Origin of the sequence: Chromatocurvus halotolerans, assembly GCF_004340525.1 — a bacterium.
GTDB lineage: Bacteria > Pseudomonadota > Gammaproteobacteria > Pseudomonadales > Halieaceae > Chromatocurvus > Chromatocurvus halotolerans.
Genome location: NZ_SLWX01000014.1, coordinates 1 through 16384, shown reverse-complemented (window position 1 = coordinate 16384; position 16384 = coordinate 1). Strand labels below are relative to the sequence as shown.

General features: G+C 59.1%; 11 protein-coding genes and 1 pseudogene. 7 read left to right on the top strand and 5 right to left on the bottom strand.

The window, feature by feature from the left end:
• Positions 1-14 precede the first annotated feature (14 nt).
• From EV688_RS13535 to EV688_RS13520, 4 genes are all read left to right on the top strand, one after another.
• Positions 15-260, top strand: a complete 246-nt coding sequence (locus EV688_RS13535) for an acyl carrier protein (protein WP_117319098.1) — start codon at positions 15-17, stop codon at positions 258-260.
• Positions 190-2037 (top strand): hydrolase 1, exosortase A system-associated, encoded by a 1848-nt coding sequence (locus tag EV688_RS13530; protein ID WP_117319099.1) that lies wholly within the window; start codon positions 190-192, stop codon positions 2035-2037. The genes EV688_RS13535 and EV688_RS13530 overlap by 71 nt, the downstream gene beginning before the upstream one ends.
• Positions 2038-2147: 110 nt before the next feature.
• Positions 2148-3713: an MBOAT family O-acyltransferase gene (locus tag EV688_RS13525; protein WP_117319100.1), complete on the top strand. Its 1566-nt coding sequence runs from the start codon at positions 2148-2150 to the stop codon at positions 3711-3713.
• Positions 3714-3722: 9 nt separating this feature from the next.
• Complete coding sequence (locus EV688_RS13520; RefSeq protein WP_117319101.1) at positions 3723-4934, top strand: hypothetical protein; 1212 nt, start codon at positions 3723-3725, stop codon at positions 4932-4934.
• 150 nt (positions 4935-5084) lie between these two features.
• On the opposite strand, the gene EV688_RS13515 is transcribed toward EV688_RS13520, so the two are convergent.
• Positions 5085-6242: an ISNCY family transposase gene (locus EV688_RS13515; protein WP_205686703.1), complete on the bottom strand. Its 1158-nt coding sequence runs from the start codon at positions 6240-6242 to the stop codon at positions 5085-5087.
• Between the two features lie 389 nt (positions 6243-6631).
• Between EV688_RS13515 and EV688_RS13510 the strand changes: the two genes are divergently transcribed.
• Positions 6632-9034, top strand: a complete 2403-nt coding sequence (locus tag EV688_RS13510; RefSeq protein WP_117319102.1) for a VanZ family protein — start codon at positions 6632-6634, stop codon at positions 9032-9034.
• Positions 9035-9103: 69 nt separating this feature from the next.
• Here the strand turns inward: EV688_RS13510 and EV688_RS13505 are convergent, their stop codons facing one another.
• The 4 genes and pseudogenes from EV688_RS13505 to istA all read right to left on the bottom strand — a co-directional run bounded on the left by EV688_RS13505 (position 9104) and on the right by istA (position 14901).
• Positions 9104-10867 (bottom strand): polysaccharide lyase domain-containing protein, encoded by a 1764-nt coding sequence (locus tag EV688_RS13505; RefSeq protein ID WP_131917665.1) that lies wholly within the window; start codon positions 10865-10867, stop codon positions 9104-9106.
• A 153-nt stretch (positions 10868-11020) separates the two neighbouring features.
• Positions 11021-11950 carry a hypothetical protein gene (locus EV688_RS13500; protein ID WP_117319104.1) on the bottom strand — a complete coding sequence of 310 codons (930 nt, stop codon included), beginning with the start codon at positions 11948-11950 and terminating at the stop codon, positions 11021-11023.
• A gap of 643 nt (positions 11951-12593) precedes the next feature.
• A pseudogene (istB, locus tag EV688_RS13490) lies at positions 12594-13347 on the bottom strand (IS21-like element helper ATPase IstB).
• Positions 13348-13359: 12 nt separating this feature from the next.
• Complete coding sequence (gene istA / locus EV688_RS13485; protein WP_117319106.1) at positions 13360-14901, bottom strand: IS21 family transposase; 1542 nt, start codon at positions 14899-14901, stop codon at positions 13360-13362.
• A 104-nt stretch (positions 14902-15005) separates the two neighbouring features.
• Here istA and EV688_RS13475 point away from each other — a divergent pair, with 104 nt between their 5' ends.
• Together EV688_RS13475 and EV688_RS17910 are read left to right on the top strand one after the other, a co-directional pair.
• Entirely contained in the window at positions 15006-15941 is a 936-nt protein-coding gene (locus EV688_RS13475; RefSeq protein WP_162883972.1) for a hypothetical protein, read from the top strand.
• Positions 15942-16110: 169 nt separating this feature from the next.
• Complete coding sequence (locus EV688_RS17910) at positions 16111-16344, top strand: pilus assembly FimT family protein (protein WP_117319108.1); 234 nt, start codon at positions 16111-16113, stop codon at positions 16342-16344.
• The last annotated feature ends 40 nt before the right edge of the window (positions 16345-16384 follow it).

Genomic DNA, 16384 nt, shown 5'->3' with positions numbered 1-16384 from the left:
TCTAGGGAGTCTACATGGTATCGGAACAAGAGGTGATTCGCGTGGTAGCCGATGTACTGCAAATCGGTGACCGCTCCACGGGTATGACGGTCGAAACGCCCCTGCTGGGTGCCATGCCCGAGTTCGACTCCATGGCCGTGGTCTCCATTATTACCGCCATGGAAGAGGAGTTTGGCCTGGTGGTGGACGATGACGATATCACTGGCGAAGTGTTCGAAACCATCGGTACGTTGCACGATTTTGTCAACCAGCACGCCTGAACTGCAGCTCGGTGCCTTGCCGGACTCGCCCAATAAGACGCCTCTGGCCGTGTGGCGGCCCCCGGCAAGCGTGATGGGTTCGCACTGGGTCATTCACGCCCCGGCCTTCGCCGAGGAGATGAACAAGAGCCGCCACATGGTGGCTCGCCAGGCCCGACGATTGGCCGCCAATGGCCACACGGTGGTGGTGCCGGATCTGTGTGGCACCGGCGACAGCCCGGACAGCCTTGAAGTGGCCACTTGGCAGGGCTGGGTGGAAGAACTGTGTGCAGTGGTGCACTGGGCCCGTGATCAGGGCACTCAGTCCATAACGCTGTGGGGCCTGCGCCTGGGTTGCCTGCTGGCGCTGGAGGCCGCCGTCCGCCTTGAGGCGCGCGCCGCGCCACCGGACCACCTGCTGCTCTGGCAGCCGCTGCTGGCCGGCAAGTTGCAGATGGCGCAGTTCCTGCGCCTTGTCACCGCGGCTGCTGTCACCCGTGGTCAAGAAGGGCAGACCGCCGCTTCGGTCAAGGCGGCGTTGGCCGAAGGCGAGACCGTGGAAGTGGCGGGTTATCCGCTCAGCAGTATCCTTTACTCTGGGTTACAGGATGCGGATGCGGCAGCACTCACGCTGCCAGCGAACACATCAGTGACGGTTATCGAGGTCGCTTCCCAGGCCGACAAACCACTGCTACCTGTTACAGCCAAACATCTCGCCAGCTGGCAGGAGGCCGGTATGGCCTGCACTGCGCGCACCGTGGTCGGGGACGCCTTCTGGGCGACCCAGGAGCTGGGCTTTGCCGATGCGTTGCTCAACGCGAGTGATGAGGCGCTTGGCGCTTTTGGGGCAGAAGGGCCTTCGACGCAGAAAATGGATAGCAGGCGTCCCGTCTCCCTCACAATAGATGCCGAGCGCCGGGGAGTAGCAAGCTCCGTGGTGTTCCGGTGTCAGAGCGCCCAGCTTGCCGGGCGTCTGCATGTTCCGGAAAGTTTTGCACCTAAGAGCACAGGTGTAGTGATTGTCGTGGGAGGACCCCAGTACCGGGTCGGCAGTCACCGGCAGTTTGTATCCTTGGCGGAATCACTGGCCGACGCCGGTTACCCGGTGTTGAGGTTCGATTACCGCGGCATGGGCGACAGCGATGGCGAACTGGCAGGGTTTACCGCCATTCATGATGATATTGCAGCGGGCATTGATGCACTGCAGGCCGCCGTACCAGTGGTGGAGCGCGTTGCGCTGTGGGGGCTGTGCGATGCTGCCACGGCAGCGATTGCCTATGCCGGTGGTGACCCGCGAGTGGTTAGGGCGGCGCTTGCCAACCCCTGGGTATATAGCGAGCAGGGCGCGGCCAATGTCAAAATCAAGCATTATTATGCTGCGCGAATCTTCTCACTGGCATTCTGGCAACGACTTTTCGGTGGGCGCGTAGCGCTGCTTCAGTCTATAGAGGATTTCGCAAAAGTGGTTGTGCGTGCAATCGTCCCTCGCGGTGCACACAACGGCACGAAATCTGACAACGAAGATATGTCGTGGATGATTGATGCAGGTGATCTGGGTGGTACTTTCCTCCGTGGGCTGCGGGCTTTCCCTAAACCGGTTCTTTTGCTGTTAAGCGGTGATGATTTTACAGCGATGGAATTTCAGCGTGAGGTGGATAGAAACGCGGAGCTTCGTGCCGCTCTTGAGCCCGCCAACATACAAATCCATAGACTTGCGGACGCGGATCACACGTTTTCCAGAAGAGACTGGCAAGCCGATGTGGAAACCAGAACGACAGCTTTTTTGCGCGAGGCCTGAACCGCGCTTGAACAGGGGACGCACTGGTCGGCGCACGGGATTTACAGGGTTATGCGATACAGCTGAAAATTCTTATGACACCCCAGCGAGTGATTTGAAGGCAACCATGAATGCTCTTTAATTCCTTCGAGTTCATTTTTTTCTTCCTGCCGATCACTTTGGCTGTCTTTTATGCTGCCAGTCTTTTGCGAGGCAATGAGCTGGCAATAGCCTGCCTGGTAGCCTGCTCGCTTTTCTTCTATTCTTGGTGGAATCCGCTGTATTTGACCCTCCTGTTGTTTTCGATGGGCGTGAATTTCGTCATCGGTCGCAGGCTCTCAACCCGCCCTGGCAGGTCCTTGCTGACAGTGGGCGTCGTACTCAACCTCGGTTTGCTAGGTTATTTCAAATATACCGGATTCATTCTTTCCAACATCGACAGCCTGTTCGGGGAAGACTGGTCCAGCGTGAACATCATTCTTCCGCTGGCCATCTCGTTTTTTACCTTTCAGCAGATCGCTTACCTGGTCGACTCGTACCGCGGCATCACCCGCGAGTACAGTTTCCTGCATTACGCGCTGTTCGTTTCATTCTTCCCGCAACTGATAGCCGGGCCGATTGTGCATCACAAGGATGTTCTGCCCCAGTTTGCGCAGTCGCAGCGCTTTCAGCCACTGGCCTCCAATATTGCAATTGGCCTGACCATTTTTGCGATCGGCTTTTTCAAGAAGACGGTACTGGCAGACGGTGTGGCCGATTACGCCGATCCCGTGTTTGCTGCTGCTGACGCGGGCGGCCAGCCTGCCATGTTACAGGCCTGGGGCGGTGCCTTGGCTTATACCTTCCAGCTTTATTTTGATTTTTCCGGCTATTCCGATATGGCTATTGGCCTGGCGCGTCTTTTTGGCATCGTCCTTCCCCTGAATTTCTTCTCGCCCTACAAGGCCTGCAGTATCGATGAATTCTGGCGGCGCTGGCACATCACGCTCTCAAACTTTCTCAGGGATTATGTGTATATACCTCTCGGGGGTAACCGCAAGGGCCGGTTCCGGCGTTATAACAATCTGTTCATCACCATGGTTCTGGGTGGCATCTGGCACGGTGCGGGCTGGAATTTCCTGATCTGGGGCGCACTGCATGGTGGGTACCTTGTGACCAATCAGCTGTGGCGCCGCATGTCGAAGAACCTGGGATGGGACGCCACAGCTGGCCGTATCCGCACGGGTCTCGCGTGGGCGATGACCATGCTCTGCGTGGTCATCGGTTGGGTGTTTTTCCGGGCCACGACGACCGATGGCGCATTTAACATCCTATACGGAATGGTAGGTGCCAATGGCGTAGAGCTTCCGAACGGCATCCTGATGCGCTTGGGCGAGCTCGGTGCTCACTTACAGGCGGCAGGTGTTGCTCCGGTGCATGGTGGCGGCTCGGTGATGGTCAGTACCTGGCTGTGGATTCTGCCTCTGTCTGCCGTGGCTTTCTTGCTACCCAATGTGCAGCAATTGTTTGCGGGAGTGGAGGGGGCAATGGTGAAACGCGCCCCCGAACCGGGCAGCGGTATTACCCTACTGCCAGGTCTGTGCGAGCGCTGGCGCTGGACGCCGTCAGTCTGGTGGGCGTGCGTTTCTGGCGTGCTCTTTGCTCTCGGCGTACTAACGCTGTTTCAGGTCTCCGAGTTTCTGTACTTCCAGTTCTGAGTCGCGACTATGCATTACATCAGGGCGTTCTTTCTGACTTTTCTCGCGGTACTGGCGGCGGCCTGCGCTGTTAACTGGTTCGTCGATCCCTACGGGATGTACTGGTCGCCGGTGATAGACGGGGTGAATGCAGAAAAGCCGGCCTCGGTCAGCCGGGTTCGTGTGATAAAGGCGTACCGTGCGCCTCAGGTCAGCCCCGAGATTCTGCTGGTGGGTAACTCGCGCGTGGAGATGGGCCTGTCGCCCTTGCATCCCGCATTTACCGGTAAGTCGGTCTATAACCTAGGGCTGCCCGGTGCCAGTGTCGCGATGCAGCTCGATTACGCGCTGAACACAGTGAGGCAGGCAGGAACAGTCAACCGGGTTATCATCGGTGTAGATTTTCTGGACTTTCTTTACAGCCCGGCCTCGTTGGAAAACTGGGATCATACCGGGTCTCAACCGGGTTATACGGAGCGCCTGGCGGCGTTTACACCTGGGTGGCAGGCGCGCTGGTTTCGATTGCAGGAAAAGGCTGCTCTGGTGTTTTCACTCGACAGCCTGTTTGCCAGTGTGGAGTCGCTCTTTAGCCAGGATGGCCTGAACAATAGTATCAGCCCTCGCGGGCAGAATGCCGCAGGTACCTATCAGGCGATTATTGCCACCGAGGGCATCAAACCGCTGTTTGTCCAGAAAATCCGTGAATTAGAAGCCCGGCTCGGCGGAAAAACGCATGTCTTGCGGAAAGATGCCGATGCGCTTTCCCCGGCATTTTCTGCACTTGCGGAATTTCTGGACGCCATGCACGAACGGGACATCAAAGTTGACCTGTTTATCAATCCGTATCACTTCAGCTATGTGATGTTACTGGATAACCTGGGCCTTGCTGACCTGTTTCTTGAATGGAAAGCCCTGCTGGTGGACCAGAATAATGATGCTCACAAGGAGCCGGTTCCGCTGTGGGATTTTAGCGGCTTCGGTCAGGAAGTGATGGAGCCCTTGCCGCGACAAGAGGTAGGTCAGGCGATGACCTGGTTCTGGGAGCCGGCACATTATCGTGAGCAACTTGGTGATAAGGTCATTGAGCGGATAATGGCGGGTGATAGTGACGGGTTTGGTGTGCGCATGACTGAAGACGGCGTATCTTTATTGCTCAAAAAGAATAGTCGAGAACTGGAAGTCGCAGCGAATGATTGGGCGAATTTGAAGAAGCGTCTGAAGTTATCCAACCCTCAAAAGTAGCTATCCCGGTCCGGGTGGCTGGTGCCGAGTGTTCGTAGCAAGTAGAACTGTCCGGTTTCTGTAGCACGCTAACTGTCCGCTTTGGGTTTCAGTGGAGGCCGCTGGTGGCATTGCTCACCGTGGCGCTCCCCGGAGGTTGACGAAGCGGATTTACGCCACCTTCCGGGTCTTGCTCCTGGGCTTGTCGACGTTCACCCGGGAACCATCGGCGGTGTAGTCAGCCAGCTTCCTGGGGCCATGGAACACCGCCAGGCTGCCGTCGGGGTACTCATGGACCCGCACCTTGCTCCTGATGTAATGACCACTGCAGGGATCCGGTGGCAGCTGCAACTGCATGCCCTGATAAGCGACGCAGCTGTCCTTGCCGACCTGGCGCTCCGTCTGAAGGCAGAGGATGTCCTTTACGCGGGAGTCCAGTAGCGGGACAAAGGCCGTACCCGGCTCCCTGGCCTCAGCCTGGAACCGCTGGTTGAAGTCCGGCAGAAACGCCGCCTGCAGGAACTCATTGGCCCTTGCCATATCGACGATGCCCTGCAAGGCCAGTTCCTGCGGCAGTCGTCCTTGCAGGGTCTTGAACAGCCGTTCGCTGCGGCCCCGGGCCTGCGGCGAATACGAGGGGATCATCTGGATGCCCAACTGCTGCATGGCCCGGCCAAACTGCGTGAGACGGGTTTTATCCACCTTGCCGCCCGCCTCGGGGGTATGCCAGTAGTGGCTGCCCCGGTCGGAGTAAAAACTGCTGAACAGCCCGTGACGGGTAATGGTCTCGCTCACACCGCGGAAGCTGCTCAAGGTCCCTTCCTCCTCGACGAAGAAGCCGGAATACACGCGGCCATTGGCGTCATCCATGGTGATGATCAGATCCCAGTACACCCCCGGGACCCACTGGTGCGTAGAGCCGTCCTGATGGATCAACATGCCCGGCATCGGGGCCCGTTCACGCCGCTTGCGGTAGGTCCCCTTGCGCTTGCCCTTTTTGACCACACCCTTGCCCTGCAGGGCGTTCTTGACCCAGGTATACGACCGGGTGCCCTCGTGAGCCCGCTGATAGCGCTCGTGGAAGTGTTTGAGGTTCCAGCCCTCATAGCGCTCGCGGTACAGCGCCTCGAGGCGCAGCACCTCATCCACGGGTGCCTTATGGCTCGATACCTGCGCCATCCGCTTATCCAGCAGTCCCTCCAGACCGTCCTCCTCGAAGCGGTTGATATACCGCCTGAAACTGCGTTCACACACGCCCAGCAAACTGGCCGCTTCCTCCTGTGTTAATCGCTTCTCCTGCCAACTCGTGTAGGCCTCTTCAAATCTCATCAGCTTGGTTTCCTGTAGCCATGCTGTCCGGCCCATGAAGCACCTCGAAAACGTGCATCATAAAACCGGACAGATGTCGTGCTACGAAACCGGACAGATCATGAACTACCTACAGGGTGGCTGGTGCCGAGGTGCTCAACTCCGCGCAAGCCAGTTATGATAGTTCACGATAGTTGAGTCTCTCCGACGTTCGCCACATTTTCTCGAATCTCCAATCCTTAACAGATCATATTGTAAGTTTTAGCGGTCATAGAACTCGCTTCACCATGCTGGGCCAGTGATTCATAATGTATGCTGGCCTGGGTAGAGTCACTTACATCGCGGCCGTTGACCCATTGAATAGGGGAAGATGTTTAGTGCGTCGCATCCCGGACCCGTTGCAGAGCTGAATGAGACCAGGAAGGCAAACCAGGTGGGCTTTACTGGCGCTGGCGGTTGGCTACACGCTCTTCGTCATCTACGGCAGCCTGGTCCCTTTGGAATATCGCCCCATGCCCTGGGCCGAGGCCGTGGAGCAATTCCGCGAATTGCCCTTTCTGCAGCTGAGCCTCGCGAAGCGGGCAGACTGGGTGGCGAACGGCATTCTGTTCTTCCCGCTGGCGCTGTTCTGGCTTCTCGCGGGCAGCTCGCTCTCCCCGGGGCACCCTGTGTGGCGGTTTGTTACTGCCGTGCTTGTTGTCGCGGCGCTATGCATCCTTTCCATTTCTATTGAGTTCACGCAGCTATTCTTCCCGCAGCGCACCGTCTCCCAGAACGACATCATGGCGGAAACGGTCGGTGCGGCACTCGGTGCCATGCTGTGGTTCGCCCGCGGCCACCGCATCCTTGCTGCTCTGGACCGGTATCTGACGCAGCGAGTTGCGGGCGATGGCTGGACGGTGGCGCTGGTTCTCTACGGGCTCGGTTTTCTCCTGTACGCGGTGATGCCGCTGGACCTGTTCCTGAGCCCTGCGGAGTTGTACGCCAAGTGGCAGGACGGGCGCATCAACCTGCTGCCCTTCGCCATCCTGCCCGACGGCTTCCTGCCTGCCGCCTACGCCGTGTTGACGGACATAGCGATCTGGATACCCGTGCCCCTCCTGCTATTACGCAGTGGCTTTTGCCGTGGCGGCGGGGTGGTGCCGGTGACGGTGCTGCTGGCCTTTGCGCTGGAGTGCGCGCAGTTGCTGGTATTCAGCCGCTTCAGTGATATCACGGACCTGTTCACGGCGGGCATCGGGGCGGTTCTCGGGGCCTCGCTGGTGCGTCGTTTCGGGCTGGCCGCTCACGCGAAGACGGTCACCGCAGTCGATCTTCCTGACCGTTTGCTGCTTATCACCGCCGCTTTTCTCGGTTGGCTACTCCTGCTGCTGCTGGCGTTCTGGTACCCGTTTGATTTTGTTATCGATCGATCTTCACTCAAGCTGGCGGAATCCCGGTTCCTGGATGTTCCATTTGCCTCCTATTATTACACCACGGAGTTTCACGCGCTCACGGAGGTGTTGCGCAAGGTGCTCTTTATGGCCCCGCTGGGGGCGCTGGCCTCGGCGGCGGTGGGCAGTGCCGCGGCGCCGGGCGTCAGGCGCTGGTTGCGCCTCGGGCTCTGGCCCGCCGTAGTGCTGCTCGCGCTGGGCCTGGAGATCGGCCAGCTCTTTCTGCCGGAGAAAACCGGCAAGCTCACCGATTTTCTGCTTGGGTGTGTGGGTTTGGCGCTGGGCCGTTGGCTCTGGCTGCAGCTGACTGCGGCGGCGGGTGGAACTGTGAGCGACGCTTCGCATGCCCGCGCCGCGTCGAGGTCATTGCGAAGCGAGCACCCTGTCAGCGTGACCGAAACGTCTATTCAGGAAGTGGCCCTCGCCCTGGGGATCATGGTGCTAGCGCTGGTGGTCGCCGTGCTCTTTGTCACGGCGCTCCCCGGCCTTCCCTATAACTTGCGGGAACTGGTGGCTGGCCCCTGGCGTCTGGCGCGCGGTATTGGCCTCGTGCTGGTCCTCATCTGGTTATTCAGCCTGCCGGGCATTTTTCTGGAGTTTCGGGCCTCTGTAGCGTGGAACGCCGTTAGCCGAGCCTCGCGTCGACACTTATTGGGGCCGGGCCGGCTGGTATTGCTGCACGCGATGGGTCTCTGGCTGCTGGTCGCGCTGGTGTTCCCGCGAGAGAGTATTCACGACATCGTGGGCTCGCCAACCTGGGGCTTTCTGCCGCTGCTCGAGCTGAGCTGGCGCTTCTCTGGTTTGGCCTGCCTGTTCTCTGCCATTCTCTGGTTCACCGCGGCCGTGGCGCGCCCGGTGCGCAAAGGAACTGGGTTGCGCGCTCGCGCCTTCCTGCCGGCGCTGGTGCTGTCACTCGCCTGGGCCTACATCGTCGTGGTGGGCCTCGCCGGCACTGACAATATCGTCGAACTGCTCAGGCGTGGAGGCGCGAGCTGGCGGTTCGTGCTGCCATCGCTGTATCTGGTTCTGCTTTGTGGGTGTGGCATGTCCCTCGCAGACCTGCGCGGCGCGTCAACGCGCAGGATTGCCGTCGTGCTCGCACTCACGCTTGTTTCCGGGCCGCTCGGCTACCAGCTGCTCGATGGCGGGCTGGAGAACATTATTTTCAAGTACGATGCCGTGTTCACGGCGATGCAGTTTCTGCTGAGTGCGGATCGCGATAACTATGTCCCAGTCGAGGCGCTGTACGGTCGCTTTCTTTTCGCGCATTATTTCATGCTGCTGGCGATAAGCGCTCTGCAGGTTTCGCCTTGGTTATGGCTGGCGCGTATTTTTCGGTCGCTCGGTCAAGTATCGCGGGAAAGTGCTTCGCGGGGCTGATGTCAGGCGAATCCATTAGTAAAAAGAGGCAGCCACGATCGTGCACGTCGTGTGACTTTGAGCGCGCGTTTATTGAAACGCGAGGGCCTGTAATGCGGGGAATGGCGGCACCTGCGCGGCGTCCCGATCTACGTAAGCGCTGGCAAGCTCCCCCACATTGCGCAAACCGACAGCGACGTTGTCCCGCGCCACCACATCACTTGCATTCGCTGCGTTAAGCAAGTTAACGCCTTGGGGCCGGTCGGAATAGAACGTATTCCCGACGAGCCGCACCACATTCTCGGCATGTGGCGGTGTCTTGTCTCGAATCTCCAGCCCATAGCCGATCATGTCCCAGTTCTCGCTGCGCGGTCCCTCACCCAGCACAGAGCCGCTAATCTCCAGCGCGCCGCCATCCGGCACATCCACCAATCGGCTGTCGCGGGCATTGACCGAGGCTATCAGGCTGTCCTGGATCAGGGTGTGTGCCGCCCGTGACTTGAGCTCATGCCCGGCGTTGCGCGCCATCAGGCTCCAGGAGCGGATGAAGGCCAGCCGGCCGCTGTTGACATACACGTTGTGGCCAAGATTGCCTCGCCCGCCCGCGCCGCTGTCGTGGAGGTAGCTGTCGTAGATGCTGATGTTGCCGCCCTCGTGGCCGGTGAGCACGCCCATCTGGGAGTGATGAAAGTGCACGCCCATCAGTGTGACGTCCCCGCGGTTTTGGCGCAGACAGGCACCGTTGCCGCTGCTCACTGTAATGCCGCTGCACTCCAGGCCCTCTACCGTGATGTCGGCGCTTACCACAATCGCACCCTTGCCGCCGGTGGCCGTGTCCACCAGGCGCGCGCCGGGCTCGGCCAGCAGGTGTACGCCCGGGGTCTGGAAGTGCGCGGCCTGTCGGTAGTTGCCCTGACGTAGCAGAATAAGGCCGCCCGGGGCGACTTGTTTAGCCGCGTCCTGCAGGCTGGTGGTGTCGCAATCCGTGGCTGTCGTTGCCGTGGGGCACAATGTGATGAGCTGGCGGTCAGCGCGGGCGCGGCTGATCCTGCGTATCGCGACTTCTCTTGGGCTCACACTCTTCGCGGATAACTCGCCATTGAGTAGGGTGATGCCCTCGGCAAGTGACGTGGTGGCGGGGCCGCCATCTTTTGCCGGCTCGAGCAGCGCTGAAGCCCCGGTGACGAACAGATTGCGTGCGGTGAAGTGGTTGGCGCGTTGGCTCAGCTCAACCGGGGCGGGGCAGGGTGCATCGCCGCAGTCCCTACGCATTACGATGTCTGATACCGTCCAATTCGATCCGTTTACCCGCAGCGAACCGCCGTCCTTGAAAGTCAGAATCGCCTCGCCCAGGCGTGCAGCGGTAAGCTGCAGCGGCTGCTGAGCGCTGCCCGTGCCTCCCAGTGTCAGCGGGGATCGTATCGCATAGTGACCGGGTGCCAGGATAATCCGGTCCCCGGGTGCGGCACTGGCCAGAGCACGCGTCAGGCTGTCTGTGGATTCCACAGGGACCTCCCGGGTCGGTCCCTGGGCTTCGTGTAGTATCCACAGGTTGGTATCCGCCAGGGGAATGGGTTCACCTGTTGTGCGGTAGCGCGGATGCACGGTTTCACGCAATGCGTTGGCACCCTTGCCGCGCCAGGTGGGCAGGGGCATCTGCAGGTCGGGTGGGTCGGCATCTAATGGGTCCTTGATCAGACCGCTGCCGAGGGTAAAGCGCCTGACGACGTCGGCTAACCGTTGACGTATTGGAGAGGCATCGGTGTTGATGGTGTTGATAACGAGGGTTGTGTAGCGATAGGGGGTGAGGCCGGTGTGACGGTAGTGCAAGTATGCCGTGAGGACGCTTAACACGGCCAGCGCCGTAAAGAGTTTGAGGAATAGGAGTCGCACTAATCAGTCTCGCAATAGCTGCATTCCTGGCGAACTAAAACGCAAAAAAAGAGGGCCGAAGCCCTCTTTTTAACGCCTACTTGATTTTTACCCAAGCTGGAGGCTGACGCGGTGCTAGGCCGCCTTTCGCTTCTTGCCGAAACGGCTTACGCCGGCAGCGAACAGACCCACACCGATCAACGCGAGCGGACCGGGTGACGGGACTTCAATTCCGACCGATCCATCCAGGGTCGCCTGACGCCACGCTACGTCTCGATCGTTGAAGGTTCCAACTGTAAGGGCGCTTTCTTCAATATCACCAAACGAGGGAATGGCAGGGTTAACGTTCGTGTCGAGTACGGCAGAAGGGAAACTTGGATCGTTGATTGCGGTGGAGATGTCAACGAAATTGCCCGAACCATCGTCAATAAACAGGAAGTTGGAAGCAGCCTGCGTTACGTTCATGAAAAGATTGAGATCTGCCGCTTGAATGGACGATCCTATTACGGTGAATGTCAGCACAGTCTGGGTGGCTATGTCGTTCCCAAAAGCCTCAAGTCTGATGGTGCCGCCCGTATATTGAGGACCACCAGTCGTTAGTACACCCTCAATGTCGGTGAAAACCCTGACGAACCAGTCATTATTGAAATCTTCAAGGTTACTACTGGAGTTACTGAGTGGTGAGAGGCTAGTAAGTTCATTCTGACTGCCGGTTGGAGTGGGCGCTTCGAGTGCATCTAGCTTAGCTGCATCGTTGGTATCGAAAAACTCTCCCAACAAGCGAAAATCATCACCGGCTGTAGGAGTGAAAGGATCAGGCAGGGCTCCTTCACCCGCTTCCGCAATGTAGTAAACAGAGGTGGCGAGTAGCTGATTGAATCCGAACTGCGTAAATATATCAGTTACTGTATTCCCATCACCATTATCATAATCAATTCCGGTGGTGTCAATTTTCATGTCCGACCCAAAGGTCAGGTTGGCGCTTGCTTGAGTAGGTAGGAGCAGGGCTGCTGCGATCGCTGCTGCTCCAACCGTCCTGCCGACTGTTGAATTGAATATTCTCATGAGTGCTTTCCTCTCAAGTGCATTGTTACTTGCCGATTCGCGGCGATAGTTTCTGTGTGTTGCCGGATTTTTCACTTGAGATAAAGCAGTAATCGTGCCACCTGACCCCAGAAGTAGCTTAAAACGTTGATTATTAAGCTAAAAAAAATAAAATACCTGCTTGAAACTAGAGCCGCTGACCTGATAGTGAAAAGTATTGTAAAAAATCCTGACACAGTTTCCGGTAGATTCGCCACCAGATCTGTTGGCCTTGGAGTCGGCTCTCGCGATGCGGAAGTGTACTGATTTGGTAGCCGAGGCATCTCCGAACTGCGCTTTATTTTTCTTCACCATAGCGCAGTGAGCCGAGGTGCTGCCGTAGCCCCTGATGTAGTGGCTCTAACGCCTCAGTGCGCCTGCCGGGGCGGGCAGCGTAAAACCCTACCAGATCGTCGACAAAGTAATCTATGGCAGCGATGATAATTGTCGTCGCCTCAGGGAGTGTAACCAACTGCGCCCCTTGAGGCCGGACTGCCTTTCCTTCAGGAATTCGTCCTGTCTGCGTAAACCGCTGAAGTCTGCCACCCATTCCACGTGAAGCCTGCCACCCGGACCTGCGCAAAGCTGCCACCCACCGGAGCGTAGCGACGCGGGGTTTGCATTGTTACTCGGAAGCGGTGGCGCTCGTCAACTTGGCTTGGCGTTTTCGCATTGATTCACCCCTGAGATTGATCTTGTAGGCGTTGAACCAGGCGGTCCAGGATGGCGTCAGCCAGCGTCGGATCGCCGATCACCGCATGCCACTCATCGATGGGCAACTGGCTGGTCGCGATGGTCGAGCGTCTGCCGTGACGGTCCTCCAGCACCTCCAGCAGATCACGTCGATTCTCCGCGCTCAGCTTCATCAGCCCCCAGTCATCCAGCAGCAGGACGTCCACCTTGGCGAGGTTGGCCAGCAGCTTGGGATAGCGGCCGTCCCCCTTGGCGATCATCAGGTCCCGCAGCAGCCGGGTCAGGCGCAGGTACTGGACCGTATAGCCCTCGCGGCAGGTCTTGTGTGCCAGGGCGCAGGCCAGCCAGGTCTTGCCGACCCCGGTGGGGCCGGTGATCAGGATGTTGAGGTGCTCCTTTGCCCACTGGCAGCTCGCCAATGACTGGATCAGCCCCTTGTCCAGCCCGCGGGGATTGCGATAGTCAATGTCTTCCAGGGCGGCGGCGTGCCGCAGTCGGGCTCGACGCAGACGGCTGGTCAGGCGCCGGTTCTCCCGCTCGGTGATCTCTCGATCCACCAGCAGGCCGAGGCGCTCCTCGAAGGCCAGTTCATCGATCTCCGGGGTGGCCATCTGATCGGTCAGTGCCGCTGCCATGCCGGTGAGTTTGAGGGTCTGGAGTCCATCCAGGGTGGGATGCTTCAACATGGTGTTCTCCTGTCAGTGGTAGTACGCGGGACCGCGGATGTTGTCGTGGGTGTCTGGCAGGGCCAGCTCCTGTTGCTCCTCCAGTGGCTGCTCGTCCAGGCGGTGCTTGAGGATCGATTCGATGCTCTTGTAGCGGCAGCTACCCAGCATCAATGCCCGCCGGCACGCCGCTTCAAGGCGCGCCTCCCCATAGGCCTTGCCCAGGCGCAAGATACCCAGACAGGACCGGTAGGCCTGCTGTGGGTGCTTGCGGGACGCCATCACGGTCCGGATGAGCTTCTCCGTTGCCGGCCCGGTTTGGGCGGCCCACTTCAGCAAGCGCTCGGGAGACCACTCCCCCGCCTGGCGGTGCGACTCCGGCATGTGGGCGGACACCGTGGTGTGGCGCCCCTTCAGGTTGGACCGCTGATGGCTGGCAACACGCTCGCCCCGGTAGAAGCACTCGAGGGTGTTGACGGTCATGCGCACCTCGACCTCGCGCTTGATCAGGGCATGGGGTACCGAGTAGTAATGGCCGTCGACGGCCACGTGGTAGTCGATATGCACCCGGGCCTTCTTCCACTCGGCATACACGTAGGGCTCCGCCGGCAGGGGTTGCAGTGCCGGTCGGTCCCACTGCTCGAAGTGCTCTTGGCGGCAACCGGGGACTTTGCGGAAGGGCCGGGCATTGAGCTTCACCAACAACTTGCCGATGGCGTCGTTGAGTTCCAGCAGGGAGAAGAACTGGCGGTGGCGCAGCGCCGCCAGGATCCAGCGCTCCACCACCAGCACCCCGCCTTCCACCTTGGCCTTGTCGCGCGGCTTGCGGACCCGCGCCGGGAGCACGGCGACGCCGTAGTGCGAGGCCATGTCCTGGTAGGTGGGATTGGTGTCGGGCTCGTAGCGGTGGGCCTTGCTGACGCCGGCGCGCAGGTTGTCCGGTACCACCAGTTCCGGCACGCCGCCCAGGAAGCGGAAGGCGCGGACGTGGGAACCGATCCAGTCCGGCAGGCCCTGTGTCCAGGTGGCCTCGGCAAAGGTGTAGTTGGACGCCCCGAGCACCGCGACGAAGATCTGTGCGCCACGGACCTCGCCGGTGACGCGGTCGATTACCGGCACGGTCTGGCCAGCATAGTCTACAAACAGCTTCTCACCGGCACGGTGGTCCTGGCGCATAACCACATCCAGCTTGCCTTGCCAGGCGCGATAGTGCTCGCAGAACCAGCTGTACTGGTAGCCATCAGGGTTCGCCTCCCGGTACTCCTGCCAGAGCAGGAACAGGGTCACGTGTTTGTGCTTGAGCTCCTGGTGGATAACCAGCCAGTCGGGAATACCTCGATCCTGAGCTGGCAGGTCGGGTGGGGGCGGGAACAGCAGCCGCTCCAGCCGGGTATCGTCCAGGCCGACTGGCAGGGGCCAGCTCACGCCGGCCTCCTGGGCCCGGCGCAGGTATTCCCCGACGGTGGGACGGCCGATGCCGCAACTGGTCGCAATCTGGCGATTGCTCATGCCCGCGCCCCACTTGAGGCGAAGGACTTCCTTGATTTTACGCATGGATAACCTCTTTGCAGGCATCTGATCCCCTCCGGTTGGAAGGGGCCAGAATACCGGTTAGTTATCCCGCGTCGGGTCGCTCCTGGTAGGGCCTTCAGGCACGCTGCCAGTGTGGCAGCTTTGCCGTGGAATCAGTGGCAGCATTCGCGTGGAATGGGTGGCAGGCTTCGTCTGGAATCAGTGGCAGGCTTGGTCTGGAATACGCAAGTGCGCAGCCTTGTGAAACCGACTCGGTGAAAATTACTGGGATATACGAAAACAATGGGTCTATCAACATTAATAACCCTATCGGTTTCCGTAGTGGTGCTGCGCTCAGCAGCTACCCAATATCGTCGACCAGCTGTCTGGGTTTCATCACAGACCCAAACAATGCCTGGGGCAAAAGCCCCTCACCCAATGTGGGCGACCTGTATGACGGTCTCCTCAATGGTCAGATCGGGGGCACCGGAAATACGGATTACTATATCGACCCCAATCAGTTCCTCACCAATGATAACGATGCTTGGGTAGACGCAACCACGCCCGGCTGGATAATGCTGGCGCAGTCAGAGGTCACGTCCAACGGAGAGTGGATCAACGACAGCAGCTACAAGGACGTAAACGAATATAACCTGAATCAGTTCATTGATCTTTCCTTCAATAATAATGGCGAATGGTCGCTTCTGGTCGACCCCGGTGCAATTGACGGCGCCACCCAGGCTCTCGGTCGCCCCGCAGTTTTTGATCACCTTACCTTTGTGCTGAAAGGCTCCAATAGTGCTGAGGCCCCGTGGGCCATCTTTGACTTCAACTTCTGGGATTTGCTGGACGCTGGTCTGGACATTAGCCTGGGTGACACCGCCTATTATTTCACCGGATCCTGGCAGCCTAACGTTGTGAATGGGCAGGAATTGTCTAACGTGGGTATCTGGGCGCACGATCCCTTGTTCTCGATCACTCAGGTATCCGCACCTGGCACTCTTTGGCTGATTGGATTGGTGATGGTCTTTGCAGGCGGCACTTTGCGTGGTCGTAGCAGCAAGATTTCGGATGGCGGCTGGAGAAAATCCAGCTATCAATGACACCTGTGTGGGGTCTCATCTCTGCCACTGGCGGCCTGAAGTTGGGTAATCAGCGGCAAACCCGGGTTCAAGAATACGGCAAGACTTGGTTGACCGATGCCAGTGGCAGTGCTTAAGTAAAGCGTCACTATTGCCGAGTGGAACCCTGGGTAACGAATACCCAAACACCATGAATACACACCCCTATCGTCGTAATCACGGTTTTACCATGATCGAGCTGATGGTCATAGTGGCCGTGGACGGCATTCTCGTGGCCGTGGGCGTCCCTTCCTTCAATAACTTTCTGGTGAGCAGTCGCACGTCTGCCCTTGCCAATGACATCACCAGCGCGGTGAACCTGGCCCGATCCGGTAGATGTCAAGATAGTTGCCGCGTAAATCATCCGGTTTCTCGTAACTGGTGACTATCGACGCTCTGGCCACAAAGACCTTCTCGCTCGGGGT

Excerpts from the sequence above, each read along its gene's own strand:
- EV688_RS13535 (WP_117319098.1), top strand. The coding sequence starts at position 15 with ATGGTATCGGAACAAGAGGTGATTCGCGTGGTAGCCGATGTACTGCAA.
- EV688_RS13530 (WP_117319099.1), top strand. The coding sequence starts at position 190 with ATGACGATATCACTGGCGAAGTGTTCGAAACCATCGGTACGTTGCACG.
- EV688_RS13525 (WP_117319100.1), top strand. The coding sequence starts at position 2,148 with ATGCTCTTTAATTCCTTCGAGTTCATTTTTTTCTTCCTGCCGATCACT.
- EV688_RS13520 (WP_117319101.1), top strand. The coding sequence starts at position 3,723 with ATGCATTACATCAGGGCGTTCTTTCTGACTTTTCTCGCGGTACTGGCG.
- EV688_RS13515 (WP_205686703.1), bottom strand. The coding sequence starts at position 6,242 with ATGAGATTTGAAGAGGCCTACACGAGTTGGCAGGAGAAGCGATTAACA.
- EV688_RS13510 (WP_117319102.1), top strand. The coding sequence starts at position 6,632 with ATGAGACCAGGAAGGCAAACCAGGTGGGCTTTACTGGCGCTGGCGGTT.
- EV688_RS13500 (WP_117319104.1), bottom strand. The coding sequence starts at position 11,950 with ATGAGAATATTCAATTCAACAGTCGGCAGGACGGTTGGAGCAGCAGCG.
- istA (WP_117319106.1), bottom strand. The coding sequence starts at position 14,901 with ATGCCTGCAAAGAGGTTATCCATGCGTAAAATCAAGGAAGTCCTTCGC.
- EV688_RS17910 (WP_117319108.1), top strand. The coding sequence starts at position 16,111 with ATGAATACACACCCCTATCGTCGTAATCACGGTTTTACCATGATCGAG.